Below are 21,516 nucleotides of genomic sequence, written 5' to 3' on the forward strand. Positions count from 1 at the left end.
CATCAGCACCGGAACGGACGTCGAGTCGCTGGCCGAGCGCGCCCGGTCGGCCACCCAACTCGCCGCCAAGCACCTGCTGTCCCTGCAGTCGGACGCGGGCTGGTGGAAGGGTGAGCTGGAGACCAACGTGACCATGGACGCCGAGGACCTGATGCTGCGGCGGTTCCTCGGCATCCTGGACGCGGACACGCTGGCCGACGCCGCCCGCTGGATCCGTTCCCAGCAGCGGGACGACGGCACCTGGACGAACTTCCTCGGCGGGCCGGCGGACCTGTCCACCACCGTGGAGGCCTACACCGCGCTGCGCATGGCCGGCGATGCGGCCGACACCGAGCACATGCGCCGGGCCCGGGAGTACATCCTGGACAGTGGCGGACTGGAGGCGACCCGGGTGTTCACCCGGATCTGGTTGGCGCTGTTCGGCGAGTGGTCCTGGGACGACCTGCCGGTGCTGCCCCCGGAAATGATCTTCCTGCCGTCCTGGTTCCCGCTGAACGTCTACGACTGGGCGTGCTGGGCCCGGCAGACCGTGGTACCGCTGACCATTGTCAGCGCACTGCGGCCCCGCCGGGAGCTGGGCGTGTCCGTGGCCGAGCTGCGCACCGGCCGGCCCGCTCCACCGATGGCCTCCCCGCTCACCTGGGACGGCGCCTTCCAGCGGCTGGACCGGGTGCTGCACCGCTACGAGCGGGCCCCGGTGCGCGGGCTGCGGCGGCTGGCGGTGCGCCGCGCCGAGCGGTGGATCGTCGAGCGGCAGGAGGCGGACGGCTGCTGGGGTGGGATCCAGCCGCCGTGGGTGTACTCGATCCTCGCGCTGCACCTGCTCGGCTACTCGCTGGACCACCCGGTGCTGGCCAAGGCGGTGTCCGGACTGGACGGTTTCACCATCCGGGAGCAGACCGAGGATGGCGTCGTGCGCCGGCTGGAGGCGTGCCAGTCCCCGGTGTGGGACACCGGGCTGGCGCTCACCGCGCTGCTGGACGCGGGCGTGCCCGCGGACGATCCGGCGCTGCTGCGGGCCGGGGACTGGTTGCTCGGCGAGGAGATCACCATTCGCGGCGACTGGGCGGTGCGCCGGCCGAAGCTGGCCCCGTCCGGATGGGCGTTCGAGTTCGCCAACGACTGGTACCCGGACACCGACGACACCGCGGAGATCGTGCTGGCGCTGCGCCAGCTCGCGCATCCGGACCCGGGCCGGGTGCGGGGCGCGGTGGACCGTGCGGTGGCCTGGGTGACCGGGATGCAGTCCCGGGACGGCGGCTGGGGCGCGTTCGACGCGGACAACACCAGGACGCTGTGCGAGAAGCTGCCGTTCTGCGACTTCGGCGCGGTGATCGACCCGCCGTCCGCGGACGTCACCGCGCACGTGGTGGAGATGCTCGCCGCGGAGGGCAGGGCGGGCAGCGAGGCGGCCCGGCGCGGTGTGCGGTGGCTGCTGGACCACCAGGAGCGGGACGGCTCCTGGTTCGGCCGGTGGGGCGCCAACCACGTGTACGGCACCGGCGCGGTGGTACCCGCCCTGGTGGCCGCCGGGCTGCCCCGCTCCCACGCCGCGATCCGCGGCGCGGTGGGTTGGCTGGTGGCGCACCAGAACCGCGACGGCGGCTGGGGCGAGGACCTGCGCTCGTACGACGATCCGCAGTGGATCGGCCAGGGCGAGTCGACGGCGTCCCAGACGGCGTGGGCGCTGCTGGCGCTGCTGGCCGCCGGGGAGCGCGGCGACGCGGTCCGCCGTGGCGTGGCGTGGCTGGTGGACACCCAGAACGCGGACGGTTCCTGGGACGAGCCGCAGTTCACCGGCACCGGTTTTCCCGGCGACTTCTACATCAACTACCACCTGTACCGCCTGGTGTTCCCGGTGACCGCGCTCGGGCGGTTCGTGGGAGCGGCAGATGACTGATGTCCCGCTGGTGGTCGCCGCGCCGCTCGGCATCGAGGCGCGCGCGGTCCGCCGGGGGCTGCCCGGCGCGGTGGTGGTGCGCGCCGGGATGCGGGGCCGCCACGCCGGCCGGGTGGCCCACGCGCTGCGTGACCGTGACCCCGCCGCGCTCACCGTGGCCGGGGTGGCCGGCGCACTGGTTCCCGGACCGGCGCCGGGCGATCTGGTGGTGCCCACCGAGATCCGCTCGGCGGCCGGGACGGTGCCGTGCCCGTCCGCGGCGGCGCTGGCCGAGGCGCTGCGCCGGCACGGGCTGACCGTCCACACCGGACCGGTGGTCAGCGTCGACCACGTGGTGCACGGCGCGGAGCGGGCACGGCTGGCCGCGACCGGTGCGGTCGCGGTGGACATGGAGTCCGCGGCACTGGTGGCCGCGGCGGAAGGGCGGCCGAGCGTCGTGGTCCGCGCCGTGGTGGACACCCCGCGGCGACCGCTGCTGCACCCGGCCACGCTGCCGGGCGGGGTGGCCGCGCTGCGGTCGCTCGCCAGCCTCGGTCCCGCGTTGCTGGAATGGGCGCGGGCGGTGACCGGTGAGCGTCCGGCCGGGCCGGAACACGACAGCACCCCAACCGGAGTCGTGAGCCACACCCCGTCCAGGGAGGTAGGCACCAAATGAACATGCCCTTGCACCAGAGCCTGCGCATCGGCTCGTACCTGCTGAAGCAGAAGCTCCGTGGCCGGAAGAAGTTCCCGCTGCTGGTGGAGCTGGAGCCGCTGTTCGCGTGCAATCTGGCGTGCGCGGGCTGCGGCAAGATCCAGCACCCGGCGAACGTGCTCAAGCAGCGCATGCCGGTGCAGCAGGCGCTGGACGCGATCGAGGAGTGCGGCGCGCCGATGGTGTCCATCGCCGGTGGCGAGCCGCTGATGCACCCCGAGATCGACGTCATGGTCAACGAGCTGGTCAAGCGCAAGAAGTACGTGTTCCTGTGCACCAACGCGGTGCTGCTGCGCAAGCGGATCGACCGGTTCGACTTCAAGCCGTCGAAGTACTTCGCGTTCGCCATCCACATCGACGGGCTGAAGGAGCGGCACGACGCGTCGGTCTGCCAGGAGGGCGTGTTCGACGAGGCGGTGGAGGCCGTCCGCGAGCTGAAGCGGCGCGGCTTCCGGGTCACCACGAACACGACCTTCTTCAACACCGACACCCCGCAGAGCGTCATCGAGGTGCTCGACTACCTCAACGACGACCTCGGCGTCGACCACATGATGATCTCCCCGGCGTACGCCTACGAGAAGGCGCCGGACCAGGAGCACTTCCTCGGCGTGCAGGAGACCCGCGAGCTGTTCCGCAAAGCCTTCGCAAACGGTAACCGCAAGCGCTGGCGGCTCAACCACTCCCCGCTGTTCCTGGACTTCCTCGAGGGCAGGGTGGACTTCGAGTGCACCGCATGGGGCATTCCGTCGTACTCGCTGTTCGGCTGGCAGCGGCCGTGCTACCTGATGTCCGACGGATACGCCAAGACCTACCGGGAACTGGTGGAGACCACCGACTGGTCGAAGTACGGCCGGGGCAAGGACCCGCGCTGCGCCAACTGCATGGCGCACTGCGGGTACGAGCCGACCGCGGTGCTCGCCACGCTCGGCTCGCTACGCGAGTCAGTGCGGGCCGCCGTCGGCAGCTGACCGGCCGGCCACCCGTGAGCGGGCTGACCCCCGCTCACGGGTGGCGGTAGGCCGAGACGCGTCGACAGCACCGACGCCGGCGGCTAACCGCTGATGCCCATGCGGTAGGCGATGCCACGCAATTCGCGCCCCTCCGCGCTGTCTCGACGCACGCGGGGCAACAGGTCGGTCACCGCCTCCCGCGCGTAGACGTTGGACCGCAGCCTCAGCGCGGCCAACGCCTCACTGCGGCGGAACGCGGCGACCGCGTCACCTTCCCGTCCCCGAAGAGCGCTCAGCACACGACCGCTGTCCAGCCAGTACTTCGCACGCCGCTCCGCACTGGCGATGCGGTCGGGGTCGACGCCATCCGCGAGTACGGCCGCCCTGTCAAGTTCCCCACGTTCCAGGGCCGAGTTCATCCGGTAGATGGCCACATTCGTGGGGCCGAAGAACGCGACGTCCGGGCCCGCTTCGCCAGTGCGCTGCGCCACCGCTTCGGCTTCCGCCAGACGGCTTTCCGACTCATCGATCTTCCCGGTCACCGCGGCCATCAGCGCGGAGACCATGCACAGCGCACCATAGGCGGCAAGCGCCGGGTCGCCGTTCGCCTCACCCGTCGCGGAGCGGGCCTGGTCGGCGGCTCGGCTGGCGAGAACGTAGGCCGAGGTGTGCCCGCCGATCGGTAGCAGGGCGTGCGTGCGGGAGAACGCCGCGATGGCAGACCAGGCTGGGGAGCGCAACTCCTCGGCGACGTGGACCCCGCGCTCGGTCACGAGATAGGCGAGGTCCGTGTAACCGAAGGCGTGGGCGAGGGTCATCGCGGAGTTGAGCGTGCGAATCAGCAGTTGCAGTACCTGCTGGCGGTCGTCTCCCCGCGCGGCCGCCGCCGTCGCGTACAGATCGACCAGAAGATCGGGAAGCAACCGCCCCATGGCGGCGAAATCACAGGCGCTGCGCAGCGAGACACAGCGGTCGACCTCCGCGCGGAGATCGGCCACGGGACGAGTGTGGCCGTGTCCGGTGTCTCCGAGTTCCGTGCCGACCACGGCAAGGCGTAGCGCCGGGATGGTGACCTGCGCTTCGGCCATCGCCGGGTCCTGCCATCGGAGGGGCTGGCCGATCAGCTCGCTGGGCGCGACGTCCAGCGCAGCCGCGAGCGCGACGATGGTGGAACGCTTGTCGAGCCTGCGTTGCCCTGTCTCCAGCCGGGAGAGGTGGCCCTGGCTCAATCCGGCCAGTTCGGCGACGACCTTGAGCGACTTGCGCCGCCAGTGCCGTATCTCGCGCAGCCGTCGACCGATGTCGTGCGTCTGGTCGTCCATGATGTAGCCCCTCCGCCGAGTGACGACTGATGGCCACGATAACGCTCACCACCGAGAACACGAAAGTGTCACGGTGGTGATGAAGTTACTTGCGCATGACCTCCCAGGACACATTGCTCCGAACGAGTCAACTGTGACTATCTTGCCACCATGGCAAGCGCCGCAGAGGTCACCGGCCCTAACCTCTCGACTGCCGCAGCACCTGCGAGAATAGCACGAAATCGATCTTTACTTGAAGGATCCGTCGTAATGCAAGAATACTCGACCGACAACCCGTTGTCATCTCACTCGATTCGATCGGCACAGGAAGAGCCAGTGCGGCCAGAGCCGAGGCGTCGACCCTTTGGGCTTCGGTGGCTGCACTATATTCCGGTGCGACCAGTGCCGCAGTATTCGTATTGCCCCGAAAGGCAACTGGCCATGGGGAGCGACGGACGCCCGCTTGTCCCGCAACTGAAGAAGGAATGGACGACCAGTCCGTACAGCACTGACGGCGAGGACCCGCCATCCGGCGAACAATTGGGCTGGGAAGAGGTCTGATACCGTGGCGGTACTCATCCTTGCGCGCCCGCTGGACTCGACCGTAGACGCGGTGGTCCAAGAACTTGACCACTGGGGTGTCCATGTTGTCCGAGCGGACGTGGCCGATTTTCCGGAGCGAGTACACCTCGACGCACGACTCAGCGCCGGGCGGTGGTCCGGTCGGCTTGGTACGGCGCAGCATGAACTCGCGCTGGAAGAACTTCGCTCCGTCTGGTACCGCAACCTTCTTCGTTCCGGTTCCCCGGTTTGAGCGCGGCAGAACGAGACTATGCGTTTCGTGAGGCGAAACTCGGGCTGGGTGGTGTTCTTGCGGCGTTGCCCGGAGTTTTGTGGGCCAACTCGCCGAACCGATGCGCGGACGCGCTCTACAAGCCGTACCAGTGGGCCATCGCCGCGCAATGTGGACTGTCCGTGGCCGACACCGTGATCAGCAACATGCCAGAGGCCGTTCGGGAATTCGTGGGAGTCGCACCGCACGCGACTGTCGCAAAGTCGCTGGGCGGAGCAGGAATCTCAGAGGGCGGCCACGTGCACGTGGCATACACCCATCGGCTCTCCGCAGAAGACCTTGCCGACCTCAGTGGTGTTCAAGCTACCGCCACAACCGTGCAGCGGTGGGTTCCGAAGGCCCACGAGGTACGGCTGACCGTGATCGGTGCTGTCTCGTTCGCGGTCGCCATCCATGCCGGCAGTCGCGCTGCCTACGTGGATTGGCGTTCCGACCTGGACAGTCTGCGGTACGAGTTGGTGACCGCCCCCAGCGACGTGCTCAGCGCGGCTCATGAGTTCATGCGCCGCATGCGCCTGAGCTACGCCGGTTTCGACTTCGTGATCACGCCCGATGGTCGATGGGTCATGCTGGAGGCGAACACCGGTCCTCAGTTCGGATGGTTGGAGTCCGCGACCGGTGCGCCGATGGTGTCAGCGATGGCGGATCTGCTCGCGAAGGGGGTCTCGTGACCACGGTAGGGGACTGGCGCCGGCTTGCCGATGCGCTGGCGCGCGAACTGGTGGCGACCGGCAAGCTGTGGTCGCCGAAGTGGCAGGACGCCGTGCGCGCAGTACCGCGACACGAGTTCGTGCCCATGTTCTACGAGCGGGTCGGGTCCTCCTGGCACGCGGTCAGCCGGGAGAACGAGCCGCAACGCTGGCTGCAGCGGGTCTACGGCAACACATCGCTGGTTACCCTGCTCGGCGATGTGGCGCAGGGCAGCAGCCGGGTGATCGCGCCCCTGTCATCGTCGTCGGCGCCGGGCCTCATGACCAGAATGCTTGAAGCACTCGACGTGCGCACCGGCGACCGAGTGCTCGAGATCGGCACCGGCACGGGGGTACAACGCCGCCTTGTTGTCCCACCGGGTCGGAGACCACAACGTTTTCAGCATCGACATCGAACCCGACTTGGTCCGCAAGGCCGGTGCCACGCTCGGGAACTGCGGATACCGGCCGGTGTTGGCGCATGGGGACGGTGCGTTGGGATGGCCCGGCGGCGCGCCGTACGACCGCGTCATCGGCACGTGCGCCGTGCATCGCGTGCCGTGGGAATGGGTGCGACAGTTGCGTCAGGACGGCATCGTCGTGGTCGACGTCAAGATCGGCACCGCCATGGGTAACCTGGTGGCTCTGCGACGCCAGGGTGATTGCGCCGAGGGGCGGTTCCTGCCGGGCTGGTCGGATTTCATGTCCCTCCGCGGGCCCACCACCGGCGACCGCGTCGGCCCCCACCCAGAGAGGAAGCGGGACAGCGCCGACCGCCGTACCACCGCGCTGCTCACGGAACGACCATGGGAGGAGCCGACACTGTGGTTTCTCGCCGGCTTCTGGTTCCCTCCGGGTGTGCGGTTCGGATACACGATCGACGAGGACACCAACCGACCCGATGCGATATTCCTCTCCGCGCCGGACGGATCATGGTGCGAGGTATCCGTACGGATCAACGACAACGGGACGCGCACAGTGTGGGAAACCGGTCCGCAACGGCTGTGGCACACCGTCGAAGCGGCCGAAAGCCTGTGGCGCCAGGAAGGTCGTCCGGATTGGACCCGGTTCGGCATGACCGTCCAAGCGGACCGGCAGACACTGTGGCTCGACACCCCCACCGGGCTGACCAATCACGGCATCCCGCCGCCCTCATCCTGAGGCGGTGCCCGAAAGGGTGGTCAGCCGAAGTGGCGTTGCAGGGTGCGCACCAGGCCCGGCACGGCGCCGTGCAACCGCGCCGGCAGCCGCAGCCAGCGCGGCACGAACACCTCCGCGCGGTCCCGTTCCACCGCGTCGACCAGGGCCCGCGCCACCTCCTCCGGCGGCACGGGGCGGGGCCGCCGCCGCGGGTACGGGGTGCCTCGCCGGTCGAAGAACGCGGTGTCCACCACGCCGGGCACCACCACCGACACGCCCACCCCGGAACCGGCGACCTCGTAGCGCACGCTGTCCGCGAAGGTTCGCAGCGCGGCCTTGGTCGCCGCGTACACGGCCTCCTCACCGACGCCCATGCAGCCTGCGATGGAGGACACCAGCACCAGGTGGCCGCGGCGGCGGGCGACCATGCCCGGCAGCACCGCCCTGGCCAGCCGCAGCGGGGCGAGCACGTTCACCGTGACCAGCCGGTCCAGGTCGGCGGTGGGCATGTCGACCAGCGGGCCGGCCCAGCCCACGCCGGCGTTGCACACCAGCACGTCCACCGCGCCCGCCCAGCCGGCCACCCGCGCGGCGGCGTCGTCGTCGCCGAGGTCGGCGGCCAGGTGGTTGCCGCCGGTGGCGTCGGCCACCCGCCGCAGCGCCGCCTCGTCCCGGCCGGTCAGCAGCACCCGCGTGCCCCGCCGGGCGAGCAGTGTCGCGGTCGCCGCGCCTATCCCGGACGACGCGCCGGTGACCAGTGCCGTCGACCCGGCGAGCGAGGTCATCGCGCCTCCCTTCGCTGCGCCGCGGCCACCTGCGGCGCGCGGTGGCTGAGGATCACCACGCCCACCGAGAGCACCACCAGGGCGAGCACCTGGCCCAGCACCGCGGGCCAGCCGTCCCGCAACCGCTCCCCCAGCCACAGGATGCCGATACCGATGCCGACCAGTGGGTCCAGCACGATGATCACGGCGAGCGCCGGGGCGAGCGCGATGCCCGCCTGGAACGCGTTCTGGTTGAGCAGGAAGCCCAGCGGCCCGCACACCGCGACCACGTAGATCGGCCAGGTGGTGAACATGGCGGCCACCCCGGACTCCAGGGTCTGCAGGGTCACCTTGACCATGCCCGCGGTGACGCCGTAGAGCACTCCGGCGGCCACCGCGAGGGCCAGGGTGCGGACCGGGCCTGGCCGGTGCGCGGCCAGGTTCAGGCACACCGCCAGCAACCCGGCCAGCCCGGCGGCCAGTGGCAGCACGGAACCCAGGGTCAGCGTGGGCGGCCGGGTCGCGGTGGGCTCGGCGATCAGGATGAACGCGGCCAGCCCGGCGGCGCACAGCGCGGCGCCGAAGAGCACGACGCGGTCCGGCGGCTGCCGGCGCATCAGCGAGGTGAACGACACCGCGAACAGCAGCCCGGTGACCAGCAGCGGCTGCACCAGCACCAGCGGCGCGGTCACCAGCGCCACCCACTGCAGCACGATGCCCGCGGCGTTGGCGACCAGCGAGGCAAGCCACAGCGGCTGGTGGGCGAGGTCGACCAGCAGCGCGGGGCGCAGCGCCCTGCGCTCGCGGACCCGCCACGTCGCCTCGTGCTGCATCGCCCCGGTCAACCCGAAGGACGCGGCCGCGCCCAGCGCGGCGGGCACCGCCACGGCGAGGTCGGACAGGTCGGCCAGCACGTGGCTCAGACCTTCCTCGCCGCCGGTTCGCGCGCCACCCCGATCACGTCGCCAGGGCGCGGGACACCGTTCGTGTCGGCCGGTCCGCGCGCCACCGCGATCGTGCCGCCCGGGCGTGTCATGCCGCCTCGGCGAGAGCGACGTAGTCGCGCAGCGCCGTCTCGGTCTCCTCGGCCAGCCGGTCCACCTGGCCGGCAAGTCCCGGACCGCCGGTGAAGCCCACGATCACTCGATCACCCCAGATCATCGCCCCCCAGGACAGGCCGACGCCGGGGGCGAGCGGAAGCACCGGAAGTGCCTCGCAGACCCGGGCGCCGGCGAACCGGACCTCCCAGCGCGGTCCGGGCAGTACCGACGCGATCGCGTTGAACCAGGTGGACCGGTACATCCACCGCGCGACCGCGGCGTGCAGCGGTGGTGGCAGCAGCCCGATCGCCCGCACCACCGCGTTGGCCGCCTCGGGCACGCCCGCGTCCACCCTGGCGCGCATCGCGTCCCGCACCAGGTCGAGCCGGCGGCGCAGCGGCAGCGTTCCGACTGGCAGGTCGACGGCGACCGCGCCGGTCCGGTTGCCGGTGCTGTGCAGGGTCCCCGTGGTACGCAGCGACCACGGCAGCATCACCCGCAGCGACTCCGTGGCCGGGCCCTCGCCGGTGTTCAGGGTGCGGTGCAACGCCTCCGCGAACACGGCGACCAGCAGGTCATTGGCCGTGACGCCGAGCCGGCGTGCGGCGGTGCGCAGCGGCCGGCCGGGCAGCCGGGCGAAGCCGTGGTGCCGGGCCGGGGTGCCCAGTGCGCCGTTGAGCGGGCTGGCCGGGGCGCGGCCGGCGCGGGCCAGCGTCCACAGGCCCCGCGCGGTGCGGCGCAGCCCGAGCCCGCGGGGCAGGCCGCGGCTGACCGAGGGCGCGGGCGGGGTGGCCCAGGAGCGGCCCGCGCCGGTGGCTGACAGCAGCGCGCGCAGCACGGTGATGCCGTCACCGAGCGCGTGGTGCAGCTTGACCAGCAGCGCGGACCGGCCGTCCGGCAGGCCGGTGACGTACAGCCCCTCCCCGGCGGAGCGGTGGCCGTCGAACCCGCGGGAGTAGAAGGCGTCGATGATCTCACCGAGCTCCCTGCCCGGATCGTCGCGGGCCACGTCGTAGCGGTCCACCAGGTCGGCGACGTTCACTCGGGTGTCCTGGCGCCAGCGCGGCCGCCGCAGCGGCGATCCCCGGTCCAGCCGGCTCCGGATGCCGGGGACGGCGCCCAGCATCGCCGCGGCGTCGGCGTGCGTGGGCAGCTCGCCCTCCGGCCCGGGTTCGAACACGACCACCGCGCCGACCTGCTGCGGCACCTGCGCGGTGTCGATGTGCACGAACAGCGCGTCCTCGGCGGCGATCGGGCGGCTGGGCGCGCCCCGCCCGCTGGCGGCCACCGCACGCAACCCGTCGGCCAGTTCGTGCGCGGCGCAGTGCTCAGCGGCGGCCCGCTGCATGGCGGCCAGCCGGTCGGGCTCGCGCCGCAACCGGGCCACCGCGCGGGCCAGGTCGCCCTCGGCCGGGCACACCTCGGCCAGCGACGCCTCGGCCATCAGCTCGGCGTTGGCCCTGCCGTGCCCGGCGATCGGCTGGTGCATCAGCAGTGGCCGGCCGCAGGCCAGCGCCTCCAGCGAGGTGGCCCCGCCGGCGTTGGTGACCACCACGTCCGCGGCTACCATCAGCCCGGCCATGTCGTCCACCCAGCCGAACACCCGCACCCGGTCGTCGCCGGCGAAGTCCCGGTCGATCCGCTCGCGCAGCCGCTCGTTGCGGCCGCAGACCACCAGCACGCACCCGTCCGGGTCACCGTCGAGCAGTTCCCGGACGGCCTCCTCGGAGCGGCCGAAGCCGAGCGAGCCGCAGGAGACGAGCGCGGTGAACGCCCGCTCGGGCAGGCCCAGCCGGCGCCGGGCGGCGCGCTGGTCCCCCGGTCGGAAGGCGTCGGTGACCGTGGGCGCGGACACCGCCACCGGCGCGCCCGGCTCGCTCCGCTCGGCCACCGGCACCGCGACGGGGTGCATCACCAGGTTGAGGTCGAGGTCGCGGTACACCCAGAACGGGTGCGGCGCGAAGTCGGACACCCAGGCGCCGACCGGGACGTCCAGCCCGCGGTGGCGGCGCAGCCAGGCCAGGCCCGCGCTGCCAAGCGGGTAGGTGGAGATGATCAGGTCGGGGCGCACCCGGTCGATGTGCGGCGCGAGCCGGCGGCCGCTCCACTCGCCGACGAACCGCTTGGACGAGTTGGCGAACCATCGGTAGCGCCACACCGAGCGGTAGAAGAACTCGTACAGCCAGGGCGTGCGCTCCACGTTGGACGTGTAGATCCGGCGGAACAGCGGGCCCACGCCGCGGCCCATCGCGTCCAGGGTGTCCACCCACTCGACCGTGCACTGTGGCCAGATGCGGTCGACCACCGCCTGCAGCGCGCGACCGGTGGCGTTGTGTCCCTCGCCCATGTCCGCGGACACAACGAGAACCCGCCGCGGCTGCCGTGCCGCGGCGGACCGGCTCGCCGCCTCCGCGCCGGACGCGGCGGCTCGCCGGCGCTTCGCCGTCACCCCGCCCGCTTGCTCAGGCATCGCGCTCCCTTTTCTCCGCGAGTCCGCGCCCCCGCGAGTTCGCGTGCCGTCATTATCGATCACGCGCGGCTCCGGCACATGCCGGCCTCGGCAGCACCGACATCACCGTGACCACCCTCGCGCGGTCCCGGCCGGTCCGCGACCGCACGAGGTTCGGGCAGCGCGCGGCCACGGGAGCGGATCGCACCGGAGGGGGTGGGCACCGCCCGGCCGGGCACGGTCGGCGCGTGGAGCGGGGTCGCGGTGGGCGGATCGGGGACCGGGCGGGCTCGCGGCGGGACGGCGGCACGGCTCGGTCGGGGTGCGCACGGCAGCATCCTGCCACCGATGCGGGCCGCTCCGTGCGTTTTCCGGCGCGGCGGCGATGTGATTCCGGTGGCGACCCGGCGGGCCGGTCCCACCGCGGTGGTGCCGCGCCCTCTCGGTCGCGGCACCACCGTGCCCGGTGCGGGTTCTCCGGGTCGTTCGGCGGCGGGCCTCCGGTGCGTCTCATCGCACCGGACGCCCGCCGGCGTCGGCGGACCCGGTCGCCGGGACGGTGCCGGGCGGACCCGCACCGGGCGGCGGTTGGTCAGGAGTTGCTCAGGACGGCCCGGGCCGAGTAGTTCCCGGCGTCGATGTCGCCGTTGAGCACCTGCCTGCCGAACGCGGCGTTGAACAGCACCTGCGCCTCCGGGGTGAACCGCAGGCCGACCCCGTCGATGCTGACCACCGGCGCGCTGAAGCTCACCTGGTCGGCGTTGACGCGGAAGGTGAACACCGGGAACGACGAGGAGTGCTCGCCGTTGACGACCGCGCGGATCTCACCGCGGGTCAGGTCGGCGTCGAACCGGCTGAACTCGATGCGCCGGTCACCCATGCGGAACCCGAGGCCGCCGCGGTCGAAGTGCAGCCAGCCACCGGCGAAGTTGCCGCTGTACGGGTTGCGCTGCAACTCCCCGCCGCGCAGCGGGATCCGGAACACCGGCACGTCCCAGTTGGTCATCGCCGTGGTGGGAACGACCGCGTACGGGGTGATGCCGGCGCCGCGCAGCGCGCTGGCCAGCTCGCTGGTCAGGAACAGGTCGACGTGACCCTCCTTGACCAGTGCCGCCCTCGGGGTGGCGGCGGAGGCCGTGGACATGTCGGTCGCGGCCGGGACCGCAAGGGCCGCGGCCACCAGCGCGAGCAGGCCGAGGACACCGCGACGGACACCACGTCTGGCACCGTTTCGACGAAACATGGTTGCCCTTTCTTCGGTCAGGTATGGGGGCGAGACCAAATGTCGGGCGACCACGATCGACCGGCAAACGCTGATCCGCGAACGGGGTGCGAGACCACCCGTTGGTGGCGGGAGCGTCGATGGCGAGGGGCGCAGGCGGTGCCGCTACCAGCGCCAGCACCAGTCACGGACCTCCGGAGGGTCCTCGCCGTGCCGGCGCACCCACTGCCCGTGCCGGATGCGCCGGTCACGCATCCGCTGCCGCAGCCGCGCGGTGCGGGCGCCCAGGCCGGGCACCCGGTCCAGCACGTCGATCACCAGCCGGAAGCGGTCCATGTCGTTGCGCACCAGCATGTCGAACGGCGTGGTGGTGGTGCCTTCCTCGGTGTAGCCGCGCACGTGCAGGTTGCCGTGGTTGGTGCGCCGGTAGGTCAGCCGGTGGACGGTCCACGGGTAGCCGTGGTAGGCGAAGATGATCGGGCGGTCGGTGGTGAAGATCGCGTCGAACTCGCGGTCGGCCAGCCCGTGGGGGTGCGCGGTGTCCGGCTGCAGCCGCATCAGGTCGACCACGTTGACCACCCGCACCTTCAGTTCGGGCAGGTGCTCGCGCAGCAGCGAGGCGGCCGCCAGCACCTCCAGGGTGGGCGCGTCGCCAGCGCAGGCCAGCACCACGTCGGGGTGCCCGTCGTCGTTGCTGGCCCACTCCCAGATGCCCAGGCCGCGGGTGCAGTGCAGCACCGCGTCCTCGATGCCCAGCCAGTCGGGGCCGTGGTTCTTCCCGGCGACGATGACGTTGACGTAGTCCCGGCTGCGCAGGCAGTGGTCGGCCACGGAGAGCAGGGTGTTCGCGTCCGGCGGCAGGTAGACCCGGATCACCTCGGGTTTCTTGTTCATCACCAGGTCGACGAAGCCGGGGTCCTGGTGCGAGAAGCCGTTGTGGTCCTGCCGCCACACGTGTGAGGTGAGCAGGTAGTTCAGCGAAGGGACGGGCCGGCGCCAGCCCAACCGCCGGGCGGTCTCCAGCCACTTGGCGTGCTGGTTGAACATCGAGTCCACGACGTGGATGAACGCCTCGTAGCAGTCGAACAGCCCGTGCCGGCCGGTCAGCAGGTAGCCCTCCAGGAGGCCCTGGCACAGGTGTTCGGAGAGCACCTCGACGACCCGGCCGGAGCGGCCCAGGTGCTCGTCCACCGCGTGGATCTCACCCTGCCACTGCTTGTCGGTCACCCGGTACACCGGGTCCAGCCGGTTCGACGCCGTCTCGTCCGGGCCGAACAGCCGGAAGTCGCGGTTGTCCGCGTTGCTTTCGATCACCGCGGCCAGCCACCGGCCGAGCGTGCGGGTGGGTTCGGAGAGGCAGCAGCCCGGTTTGTCCACCACGACGGCGTGCCCCCGGAAGTCGGGCAGCCGCAGGTCCCGCACCAGCAGCCCGCCGTTGGCGTGCGGGTTGGCGCCCATCCGCCGGTCGCCCTCGGGGACGAGCGCGAGCACCTCGGGGCGGGGCCGGCCGGCCGGGTCGAACAGTTCCTCGGGTCGGTAGGAGCGCATCCACTCGCCGAGCAGCCGCAGGTGCTCCGGGTCCTCCCGGACCCGGGCGAGCGGCACCTGATGGGCGCGCCAGGTGCCCTCCACCGGCACGCCGTCCACGGTGTGCGGCCCGGTCCAGCCCTTCGGCGTGTCCAGCACCAGCATCGGCCACCGCGGGCGTACCCCGTCGGCGCGGCCGGTGCGCGCCGCGTGCTGGATGCGGCGGATCTCGGCGAGGATCTCCTCCAGGGTGGCCGCCATCCGCCGGTGCACGGTCGGCGGGTCGTCGCCGACGACGTAGTGCGGGGCGTAGCCGTAGCCGCGGAGCAGGGCGTCCAGTTCCTCGCGCGGGATCCGGGCGAGCACCGCAGGGTTGGCGATCTTGTACCCGTTCAGGTGCAGGATCGGCAGCACCGCGCCGTCGCCCACCGGGTCGAGGAACTTGTTGGCGTGCCAACTGGTGGCCAGCGGCCCGGTCTCCGCCTCGCCGTCGCCGACCACGCACGCGACCACCAGGTCGGGGTTGTCGAACGCGGCGCCGTAGGCGTGCGCGAGCGAGTAACCCAGTTCGCCGCCCTCGTGGATGGAGCCGGGCACCTGCGGCGCCACGTGGCTGGGCACCCCGCCAGGGAAGGAGAACTGGCGGAACAGCGTGCGCATCCCCTCGGCGTCCCGGGGCACCTCCGGATAGTTCTCCGAGTAGCTGCCCTCCAGCCAGGTGTTGGCGAACAGCGCCGGCCCGCCGTGCCCCGGGCCGATCACGTACATCATGTTGACGTCGTGCGCCACGATCAGCCGGTTCAGATGGGCGTAGACCAGGTTCAGCCCCGGGGTGGTGCCCCAGTGGCCGAGCAGCCGCGGCTTGATCTGCCTGGCCGACAGCGGCTCGGTGAGCAACGGGTTGTCCATCAGGTAGAGCTGGCCGACGGAGAGGTAGTTGGCGGCCCGCCACAGCGCGTCCACGCACCGCAGCTCCTCCTTGGCGAAGGTGCGCGCCACCGCGGCGGGTTCGGCGGTCGTCCGGGTACCCGACGTCATGTGTTCCTCAACTCCCCGCGGTCGGTGCCGGTTGCGTTCATGGTCGGCGGCGGTCCGCGGCGGGCATGAGGGGCGAAAGGCCCGCGCCGCCGGGCGGAACGGCACCGGCCGGCGCGCACCGGATCGAGCCATCGGGGACCTCCGGCCCTGCCGGACGGCCACCGGCCGCGGCTACCGTCGAATCGATCTGACAGCCCGTTCCGCACCGTGACTGACCTGCGATGACGAGCATGGGAACGCGCCGGGGCGGGTTCGCGGAACAGGCACTGAGCGGAGGTGGTCGCCGTGACCATGTCCGGCCGGCCGGACGAGGACACGCTGGCCTCGGCCGTCGCGCTGGCCACCCGGGCGCCGTCGCTGCACAACACCCAGCCGTGGCGGTGGCGGCTCGGCCGGGGGACGCTGTCGCTGTACGCCGACCGCGGCCGGCGGCTGCCCGCTACCGACCCCTACGGTCACGAGCTCCTGCTGAGTTGCGGCGCGGCCCTGCACCACCTGCGGCTGGCGCTCGCCGCCGCGGGATGGGCCCCGGTGGTGCACCGGATCCCGGACCGGAGCGATCCGGAACTGCTGGCGACCGTGCGCTGCCAGCCGCGCGAACCCACGGACCGGGACGTGGCGCTCGCCGCGGCGATCCGGGCCCGGCGCACCGACCGCCGGCGCTACGGCGCCTGGCAGGTGCCGCCGCGGATGCTCGCCCGGCTGGCCGAGGCGGCCGCCGAGCAGGGCGTGGTGCTGCGCGCCGTGCTGGACGCCCGCGCCCGCTACCGCCTGGTGTGCGCGATGGCCGAGGCCGCGGCGCTGCAGCGGGCCAACCCTGCGTACACCGCGGAGCTGGACGCGTGGACCGGTCGCCGCCATGGCTCGCCCGACGGCGTGCCCTCGGCCAGCGTCCCGCCGGTTACCGGCCGCTACGGCGACCTGCCGGTGCGGGTCCTTCCCCGCCCGGCACTGCCCCAGCCGCCGGACACCACCGACGCCGACGACGCGAGCGTGCCGATGGTGCTGGGCACCGCCGCGGAGGACCGGCTGTCGCTGCTGCGGGCCGGCGAGGCGCTGAGCGCGGTGCTGCTGGCCGCCACCCGGATGGGGCTCGCGACCTGCCCGCTCGGCCAGGTGATGGAGGTGGAATGCACCCGGGACGTGGTGCGTACCCGGGTACTCGACGCCGCCACCTACCCGCAGGCCGTGCTCCGGGTGGGCCGCACGCCGGCCACGGCCGGACCGCTGCCCTCGACCCCGCGGCGACCGCTGGACGAGGTCATCGAGCACGCCGAGCGCGTGCCGCACTGACCGCCCAGCGCGCGGCGCCGCTCGCCGGCGCCGGTCAGTTCGCGCCGGCCAGCGCGTACCGCGGCCGCAGCACCACCCCGGTCACCCCGGGAGCGGTGCGGACCAGCGCGGTCACCATGCCCTGCTCCGCCTCGTCGGCGAACTCGCCGCTGACCACGGCCAGGCCCGAGGTGACGTGCACGGTCCAGTCCCGCTGGCCGGCGGTGTAGTCGGCCAGCAGGCGGCGCACCTTGGCCGCGGTCATCTCGTCCTCCCGCAGCAGGGTGCGCAGCACGTCGCCCCGGCTGACCACACCGAGCGGCGTGCCGGCCTCGTCCACCACCGGAAGGCACCGCCTGCCGTGCGCGGACATCGCCTCCCGCACCTCGGGGAGCGTCGCACCGGCCGGCACGGTGGCCACCGGACTGCTCATCACCTCGGCCACCGGCGTCCCCCGCGCCGTGCCGGCCGCCGCAAGGCGGGCGTCCCGGACGGTGCCGCGCAGCAGGTCCGCCTCGGTCACGATGCCGACCAGCCGGCCGTCCGGCTCCACCACCGGCAGCGCGGTGAACGCGTTGTCGACCAGCAGTGCCGTGGCGACCCGAACCGTGGTGCCCGGATGTGCGCACACCACCGGGCACCGCATGATGTCCGTGACCCTCATCCCCGGTCCTCCCCGCTTTCCCACCCGTGTTCGACGCGACGCTATGCGCGCGCCGCATCGCCCAGCAGTGCCGGTATACCCACATCGCGCGGACCGAAGTCCCGGCGCGGCGGAGGGCGGCGGTCGGCGGCCCCGGGGCCGTCCGGCTTCGGCGGCGGGGACCTTCGCCCCTGCTCGGCCGGTGCCCGCGGGGCCAACCTGGGCACGGCGTCGCGGCGCCGGCGCGGGGCGCCACGCGGCGTCCCCGGGGGCGGTGCGGTGCGTGAACTCGCTGAAGGACGGTGGGCGTGAACCGGCCGGGTGGACAGGGGTCACCGGTGATCGTGGTCGGGGTTGACGGGTCGCCGGCGGCCGATGCGGCGCTGCGCTGGGCGATCCGCCAGGCCGCCCGGGAGCGCGGCACGGTGCAGGCCGTCGCCGTGCGCGAGCACCCGGCTTCGGCACCGCCGGCCGGTCCGCCCCGGCGCACCGGGACGGTGGCGGCGCACGCCGCGCCGCTGGAGCGGCTGCGCGCGGAGGTGGACGCGGCCCGCGCCGCGCTGCCAGCCGCGCCTTCGGTGGTCGAGGTGACCCCGACCGGCGATCCGGCCGAGGAACTGGTGCGCAGCGCGGACGACGCGGACCTGCTGGTGCTGGGCGCGCACGGCCCCGGTGGCCGGCGGGAACGGGTGGGCGGCGTCACCCTCGCCTGCCTGCGGCGGGCACGATGCCCGGTGGTGGTGATCACCTCGGGTGCGGCCGAACGCCTCGGCGCGCCGCCCAGGCCGGCACCCGGTCAGCGGCCGCCGCCGGGTTAGCCGGAGCGCTTGGCGGAGACGTCGGCCCGCCCGGTCGACGTCATCCCGGACGGGTCGAGCTCCTCGGAGCGCGCGAACAGTTCGGCGGCCAGTTCCCTGGCCTCAGCCGCGGTCATGCTGACCCACATCGGGTCGGCGTCGGCCGGTGTGGTGGCCACGTCGAGCACCACCCGGGCGGTCGGGTCCCCGGCGACGGGATCGGGGCCGGCCCGGAACGTCCGCACTCGGAGCCATCGGCCACCGACCGTGTGGACCATCCATCGCGGGGCTACCGCGGGCGCCCGTCGCTCCCTTGTCACCTTGACCATCCTCCCGTTCGCGTGTTCGCCGAAACGTCCGGTGTGAGGCCTCCCGGCCGCCTCCAGGTGCACCACACAGGATGCGCTCCCCGGACCCGGCGCGCACGGCACGCGCCGGGGAACCGGTAAGCAGGTCAGCGACCGGGTCAACGGTTCGTCGGCGGCCCGGGATCCACCGCCCCGATCCCCGGTACCGGGCGCCACGTTTCCGCCGCGCGGCGTCGGCCGCGCCACATCCCGGGGCGTCCGGCTCAGGGCACCAGCACCGCGGCGCCGTACACCCGGTCGCCGGCCAGGTCGGCCAGCGCCGCGTCGGCCCGGTCCAGCGGGTACGGCGTGGTGGTCACCCGGATCCGGTGCTGCCCGGCGAACCGCAGGAACTCCCGGCCGTCCTCGCGGGTGTTCGCGGTGACGCTGCGGACCTGGCGCTCCTGGAACAGGTGCCGCTGATACCGCAGCTGCGGGATGTCGGTAAGGTGGATTCCGGCGATCGACAGGGTGCCGCCGCGGTCGAGCGCGGCGAGCGCGGGTGGCACGAGGTCCCCGGCCGGGGCGAACAAGATCGCCGAGTCCAGTGGCTCCGGCGGTTCGTCGGCGGCCCCACCCACCCAGGCGGCGCCCAGCTCCGTGGCGAGTTCCCTGGCCGCCGGGCTCCGGGTCATCACGTACACCACCGCGCCCCGCGCCAGGGCCACCTGGGCGGCCAGGTGCGCGCTGGCGCCGAACCCGTAGATGCCGAGCCGGCCGCCGGGCGGCAGTTCGGCCCGCCGCAGCGCCCGGTAGCCGATGATCCCCGCGCACAGCAGCGGCGCCAGTTCCGCGTCGGAGTACCCGTCGGGCAGGTGATAGGCGTAGCCGGCGGGCACCGTGGTGTACTCCGCGTACCCACCGTCCGCGTCCCAACCGGTGTACCGGGACTCCGGGCAGAGGTTCTCCGCGCCGCGCAGGCAGTAGCGGCACTGCCCACAGGTGTGCCGCAGCCAGGCCACGCCGACCCGCTGCCCGACGGCGAAGTCCCCGACTGCGCCGTCACCCACCGCGACCACCTCGCCGACCACCTCGTGGCCGGGCACCACGCCGGGCCGGTGCACCGGCAGGTCTCCCTCGGCCACGTGCAGGTCGGTCCGGCACACACCGCAGACCAGCACCCGCAGCAGCAGTTCCCCCTCGGCGGCGGTCGGCAGCGGGCCGTTCCGCCGGCGCAGGGGGCGGGCAGCCACCGGCCCCGGTCGTTCCACGTGCCAGGACAGCATGCGGTCAATGATCACAGGCGCGGCGACCACCGTCAGCCCCCGCGCACCGGGCGGGCCACGGTCACCGGGCACGGCGCGTGGTGCAGCAGGGCCTGGCTGGTGGAGCCGAGCACCATGCCGGCGAACCCGCCCCTGCCCCGGCTGCCCACCACGATGAGCCGGGCCCCCTCCCCCTGGGCGAGCAGGCTGCGCACCGGCCGGTCCCGGGTGACCATCCGCCGCACCCGCACGTCCGGGTGCTTCTCCTGCCACCCGGCCATCCGCTCGGCCAGCAACCGCTGCTCGTCCGCGGCCACCCGCTCCCAGTCGATGTCGATCCCGGGCATGTCGAACGCGCCGCGCACGGTGACGTCGCTCCAGGTGTGCACGGCGAGCAGGTCGGCCCCGCTGAACGAGGCCTCGTCGAAGGCCACCTCGATGGCCGCCTCGCTTGCCGGTGATCCGTCCACCCCGACCACCACCGGTCCGCCCGCCGGCGGCGGTTCGCCCGTCGCGCGGCCCCGCACCACGGTGACCGGGCAGTCGGCGTGCGCGGCCAGGGCCACCGCGGTGGAGCCGACCAGCAGCCCGGTGAACCCGCCGAGGCCCCGGGAGCCGAGCACCACCATGCGCGCCGTCCTGGACTGCTCCAGCAGCGTGGCCACCGCGGGGGACTCGTGCCGTTCGGTGTCCACGGCCAGTTCCGGGGCCACCTCCAGCGCCGCGTCCCTGGCCTGGATCAGCCACCGCTCGGCTTGCTCGGTCATGGCGTCGTAGACACCCTGCGGGACGGCGGAGGCACCGGGATAGGCGGTGCCCGTCACCGCCTGCGCGTGCACCAGCCTCAGCCGCAGGTGCCGCCGGGCCGCGCCGGCGGCCGCCCAGCGCACCGCCTGCAGCGCGCGTCCGGAACCGTCCACACCGGCCACCATCACCGGCGCGCGCGCATCACCCGCCATCGGCCCTCCCCCGGTCGAACTCACCGCCGACGCTAGGGCGGAGGACCCGCGGCGGGACGCTGGCATTGGTCCCGATGTCCGGGGACCTCCGGCGGAACGGGCATCGCCGGAGAACGCGATCGGTCGAAGAGATCTAGGCCGTTGGTCCCTTGCCCGTAGACCGGTCAGCAGTGAATGGTGGAGCGCACCGGACGAGCCTGTCCACATGCGACCGCCGACGAACCGAGGTGCGATGTTCGACTCCGCTGGCCTGGAGGTCCTTGACCGGGCGGAGTGCCTTCGCCTGCTCCAGTCAGTACCCGTGGGACGCATCGTCTTCACCGACCAGGCACTGCCCGCCGTGCAGCCGATCAACTTCGCGATTCTGGACGAATCCGTGCTCTTCCGCACCTCGCACGGCAGCAAGCTGTCCGCGGCGACGCGCAACGCGATCGTCGCCTTCGAGGCCGACGATTTCGACAACGGCCTGCGCAACGGCTGGAGTGTGGTCATCGTCGGCCACGCCACCGAGGTGCTCAACCGCGACGAGCTGCGCCGGATCAACACGCTCCCGCTGCGCAGCTGGATGCCCGCCGGCCCGGAGCACGTGATCAGGATTTCCATCGAGCGGATCGCCGGTCGCCGGGTCCGGCACACGCCCGCGGTCAACCCGGCCTCGCAGCGGGCCACCGGCTGACCCGTGCCGGGCCGCACCCACCGCGATACGGGCGCCAAGGTGTGGCTTCG

The 21,516-nt window shown here is 72.9% G+C and carries 20 protein-coding genes and 1 pseudogene; 11 read left to right on the top strand and 10 right to left on the bottom strand.

The genetic code is table 11. The features are described 5' to 3' along the window. Position 1: 1 nt before the first annotated feature. Genes shc through hpnH form a run of 3 tightly spaced genes read left to right on the top strand, consistent with a single transcriptional unit; the run spans position 2 to position 3,562 of the window. Positions 2–1,900, top strand: a complete 1,899-nt coding sequence (shc, locus tag FFT21_RS01525; RefSeq protein WP_137811981.1) for a squalene--hopene cyclase — start codon at positions 2–4, stop codon at positions 1,898–1,900. Then, positions 1,893–2,555, top strand: coding sequence for a phosphorylase family protein (locus FFT21_RS01530; RefSeq protein ID WP_137811869.1), 663 nt, complete (start codon positions 1,893–1,895; stop codon positions 2,553–2,555). Before shc ends, FFT21_RS01530 begins: the two co-directional genes overlap by 8 nt. After that, complete coding sequence (gene hpnH / locus FFT21_RS01535; RefSeq protein WP_137811870.1) at positions 2,552–3,562, top strand: adenosyl-hopene transferase HpnH; 1,011 nt, start codon at positions 2,552–2,554, stop codon at positions 3,560–3,562. The genes FFT21_RS01530 and hpnH overlap by 4 nt, the downstream gene beginning before the upstream one ends. An 83-nt stretch (positions 3,563–3,645) precedes the next feature. On the opposite strand, the gene FFT21_RS01540 is transcribed toward hpnH, so the two are convergent. Beyond that, positions 3,646–4,866, bottom strand: coding sequence for a helix-turn-helix domain-containing protein (locus tag FFT21_RS01540; protein ID WP_137811871.1), 1,221 nt, complete (start codon positions 4,864–4,866; stop codon positions 3,646–3,648). A gap of 249 nt (positions 4,867–5,115) precedes the next feature. Between FFT21_RS01540 and tgmA the strand changes: the two genes are divergently transcribed. The 5 genes and pseudogenes from tgmA to FFT21_RS29485 all read left to right on the top strand — a co-directional run bounded on the left by tgmA (position 5,116) and on the right by FFT21_RS29485 (position 7,548). Further along, entirely contained in the window at positions 5,116–5,406 is a 291-nt protein-coding gene (gene tgmA / locus FFT21_RS30620; RefSeq protein WP_225978019.1) for a putative ATP-grasp-modified RiPP, read from the top strand. Between the two features lie 52 nt (positions 5,407–5,458). Next, entirely contained in the window at positions 5,459–5,659 is a 201-nt protein-coding gene (locus tag FFT21_RS30625; RefSeq protein WP_371856694.1) for an MvdC/MvdD family ATP grasp protein, read from the top strand. Continuing rightward, entirely contained in the window at positions 5,656–6,369 is a 714-nt protein-coding gene (locus tag FFT21_RS01550) for an MvdC/MvdD family ATP grasp protein (protein ID WP_225978020.1), read from the top strand. Before FFT21_RS30625 ends, FFT21_RS01550 begins: the two co-directional genes overlap by 4 nt. Then, positions 6,297–6,725, top strand: a pseudogene (locus FFT21_RS30630) (hypothetical protein); the annotation flags it as partial. The gene FFT21_RS01550 and the pseudogene FFT21_RS30630, both read left to right, overlap by 73 nt. Further along, positions 6,682–7,548, top strand: coding sequence for a methyltransferase domain-containing protein (locus FFT21_RS29485; RefSeq protein ID WP_264081616.1), 867 nt, complete (start codon positions 6,682–6,684; stop codon positions 7,546–7,548). The pseudogene FFT21_RS30630 and the gene FFT21_RS29485, both read left to right, overlap by 44 nt. A 20-nt stretch (positions 7,549–7,568) precedes the next feature. On the opposite strand, the gene FFT21_RS01565 is transcribed toward FFT21_RS29485, so the two are convergent. From FFT21_RS01565 to FFT21_RS01585, 5 genes are all read right to left on the bottom strand, one after another. Then, complete coding sequence (locus FFT21_RS01565) at positions 7,569–8,312, bottom strand: SDR family NAD(P)-dependent oxidoreductase (protein ID WP_137811875.1); 744 nt, start codon at positions 8,310–8,312, stop codon at positions 7,569–7,571. Beyond that, positions 8,309–9,205, bottom strand: a complete 897-nt coding sequence (locus FFT21_RS01570) for a DMT family transporter (protein WP_137811876.1) — start codon at positions 9,203–9,205, stop codon at positions 8,309–8,311. The genes FFT21_RS01565 and FFT21_RS01570 overlap by 4 nt, the downstream gene beginning before the upstream one ends. A 118-nt stretch (positions 9,206–9,323) precedes the next feature. After that, positions 9,324–11,801, bottom strand: a complete 2,478-nt coding sequence (locus tag FFT21_RS01575; protein ID WP_137811877.1) for a wax ester/triacylglycerol synthase domain-containing protein — start codon at positions 11,799–11,801, stop codon at positions 9,324–9,326. 571 nt (positions 11,802–12,372) lie between these two features. After that, complete coding sequence (locus FFT21_RS01580) at positions 12,373–12,960, bottom strand: hypothetical protein (protein WP_137811878.1); 588 nt, start codon at positions 12,958–12,960, stop codon at positions 12,373–12,375. Positions 12,961–13,167: 207 nt separating this feature from the next. Beyond that, entirely contained in the window at positions 13,168–15,567 is a 2,400-nt protein-coding gene (locus FFT21_RS01585) for a phosphoketolase family protein (protein ID WP_137811879.1), read from the bottom strand. Positions 15,568–15,858: 291 nt separating this feature from the next. On the opposite strand from FFT21_RS01585, the gene FFT21_RS01590 reads away from it, so the two are divergent. Then, positions 15,859–16,860 (top strand): Acg family FMN-binding oxidoreductase, encoded by a 1,002-nt coding sequence (locus tag FFT21_RS01590; RefSeq protein WP_137811982.1) that lies wholly within the window; start codon positions 15,859–15,861, stop codon positions 16,858–16,860. Between the two features lie 34 nt (positions 16,861–16,894). Here the strand turns inward: FFT21_RS01590 and FFT21_RS01595 are convergent, their stop codons facing one another. Next, on the bottom strand, positions 16,895–17,503 hold the full coding sequence (locus FFT21_RS01595) for a CBS domain-containing protein (protein ID WP_137811880.1): 609 nt from the start codon (positions 17,501–17,503) through the stop codon (positions 16,895–16,897). 287 nt (positions 17,504–17,790) lie between these two features. Here FFT21_RS01595 and FFT21_RS01600 point away from each other — a divergent pair, with 287 nt between their 5' ends. Further along, entirely contained in the window at positions 17,791–18,300 is a 510-nt protein-coding gene (locus tag FFT21_RS01600; RefSeq protein WP_192909334.1) for a universal stress protein, read from the top strand. Here FFT21_RS01600 and FFT21_RS01605 read toward each other — a convergent pair. From FFT21_RS01605 to FFT21_RS01615, 3 genes are all read right to left on the bottom strand, one after another. Then, positions 18,297–18,524, bottom strand: a complete 228-nt coding sequence (locus tag FFT21_RS01605) for a hypothetical protein (RefSeq protein ID WP_137811882.1) — start codon at positions 18,522–18,524, stop codon at positions 18,297–18,299. The genes FFT21_RS01600 and FFT21_RS01605 overlap by 4 nt on opposite strands. 326 nt (positions 18,525–18,850) lie before the next feature. Further along, entirely contained in the window at positions 18,851–19,852 is a 1,002-nt protein-coding gene (locus FFT21_RS01610) for a zinc-binding alcohol dehydrogenase family protein (RefSeq protein WP_137811883.1), read from the bottom strand. A gap of 32 nt (positions 19,853–19,884) precedes the next feature. Then, a complete protein-coding gene (locus tag FFT21_RS01615) occupies positions 19,885–20,790 on the bottom strand; it encodes a universal stress protein (protein ID WP_137811884.1) in 906 nt (301 codons plus the stop codon). Positions 20,791–21,022: 232 nt separating this feature from the next. On the opposite strand from FFT21_RS01615, the gene FFT21_RS01620 reads away from it, so the two are divergent. Next, positions 21,023–21,466, top strand: coding sequence for a pyridoxamine 5'-phosphate oxidase family protein (locus FFT21_RS01620; protein WP_137811885.1), 444 nt, complete (start codon positions 21,023–21,025; stop codon positions 21,464–21,466). Positions 21,467–21,516: the final 50 nt, after the last annotated feature.

The sequence above is a fragment of the Gandjariella thermophila genome (genome assembly GCF_005405885.1).
GTDB lineage: Bacteria > Actinomycetota > Actinomycetes > Mycobacteriales > Pseudonocardiaceae > Gandjariella > Gandjariella thermophila.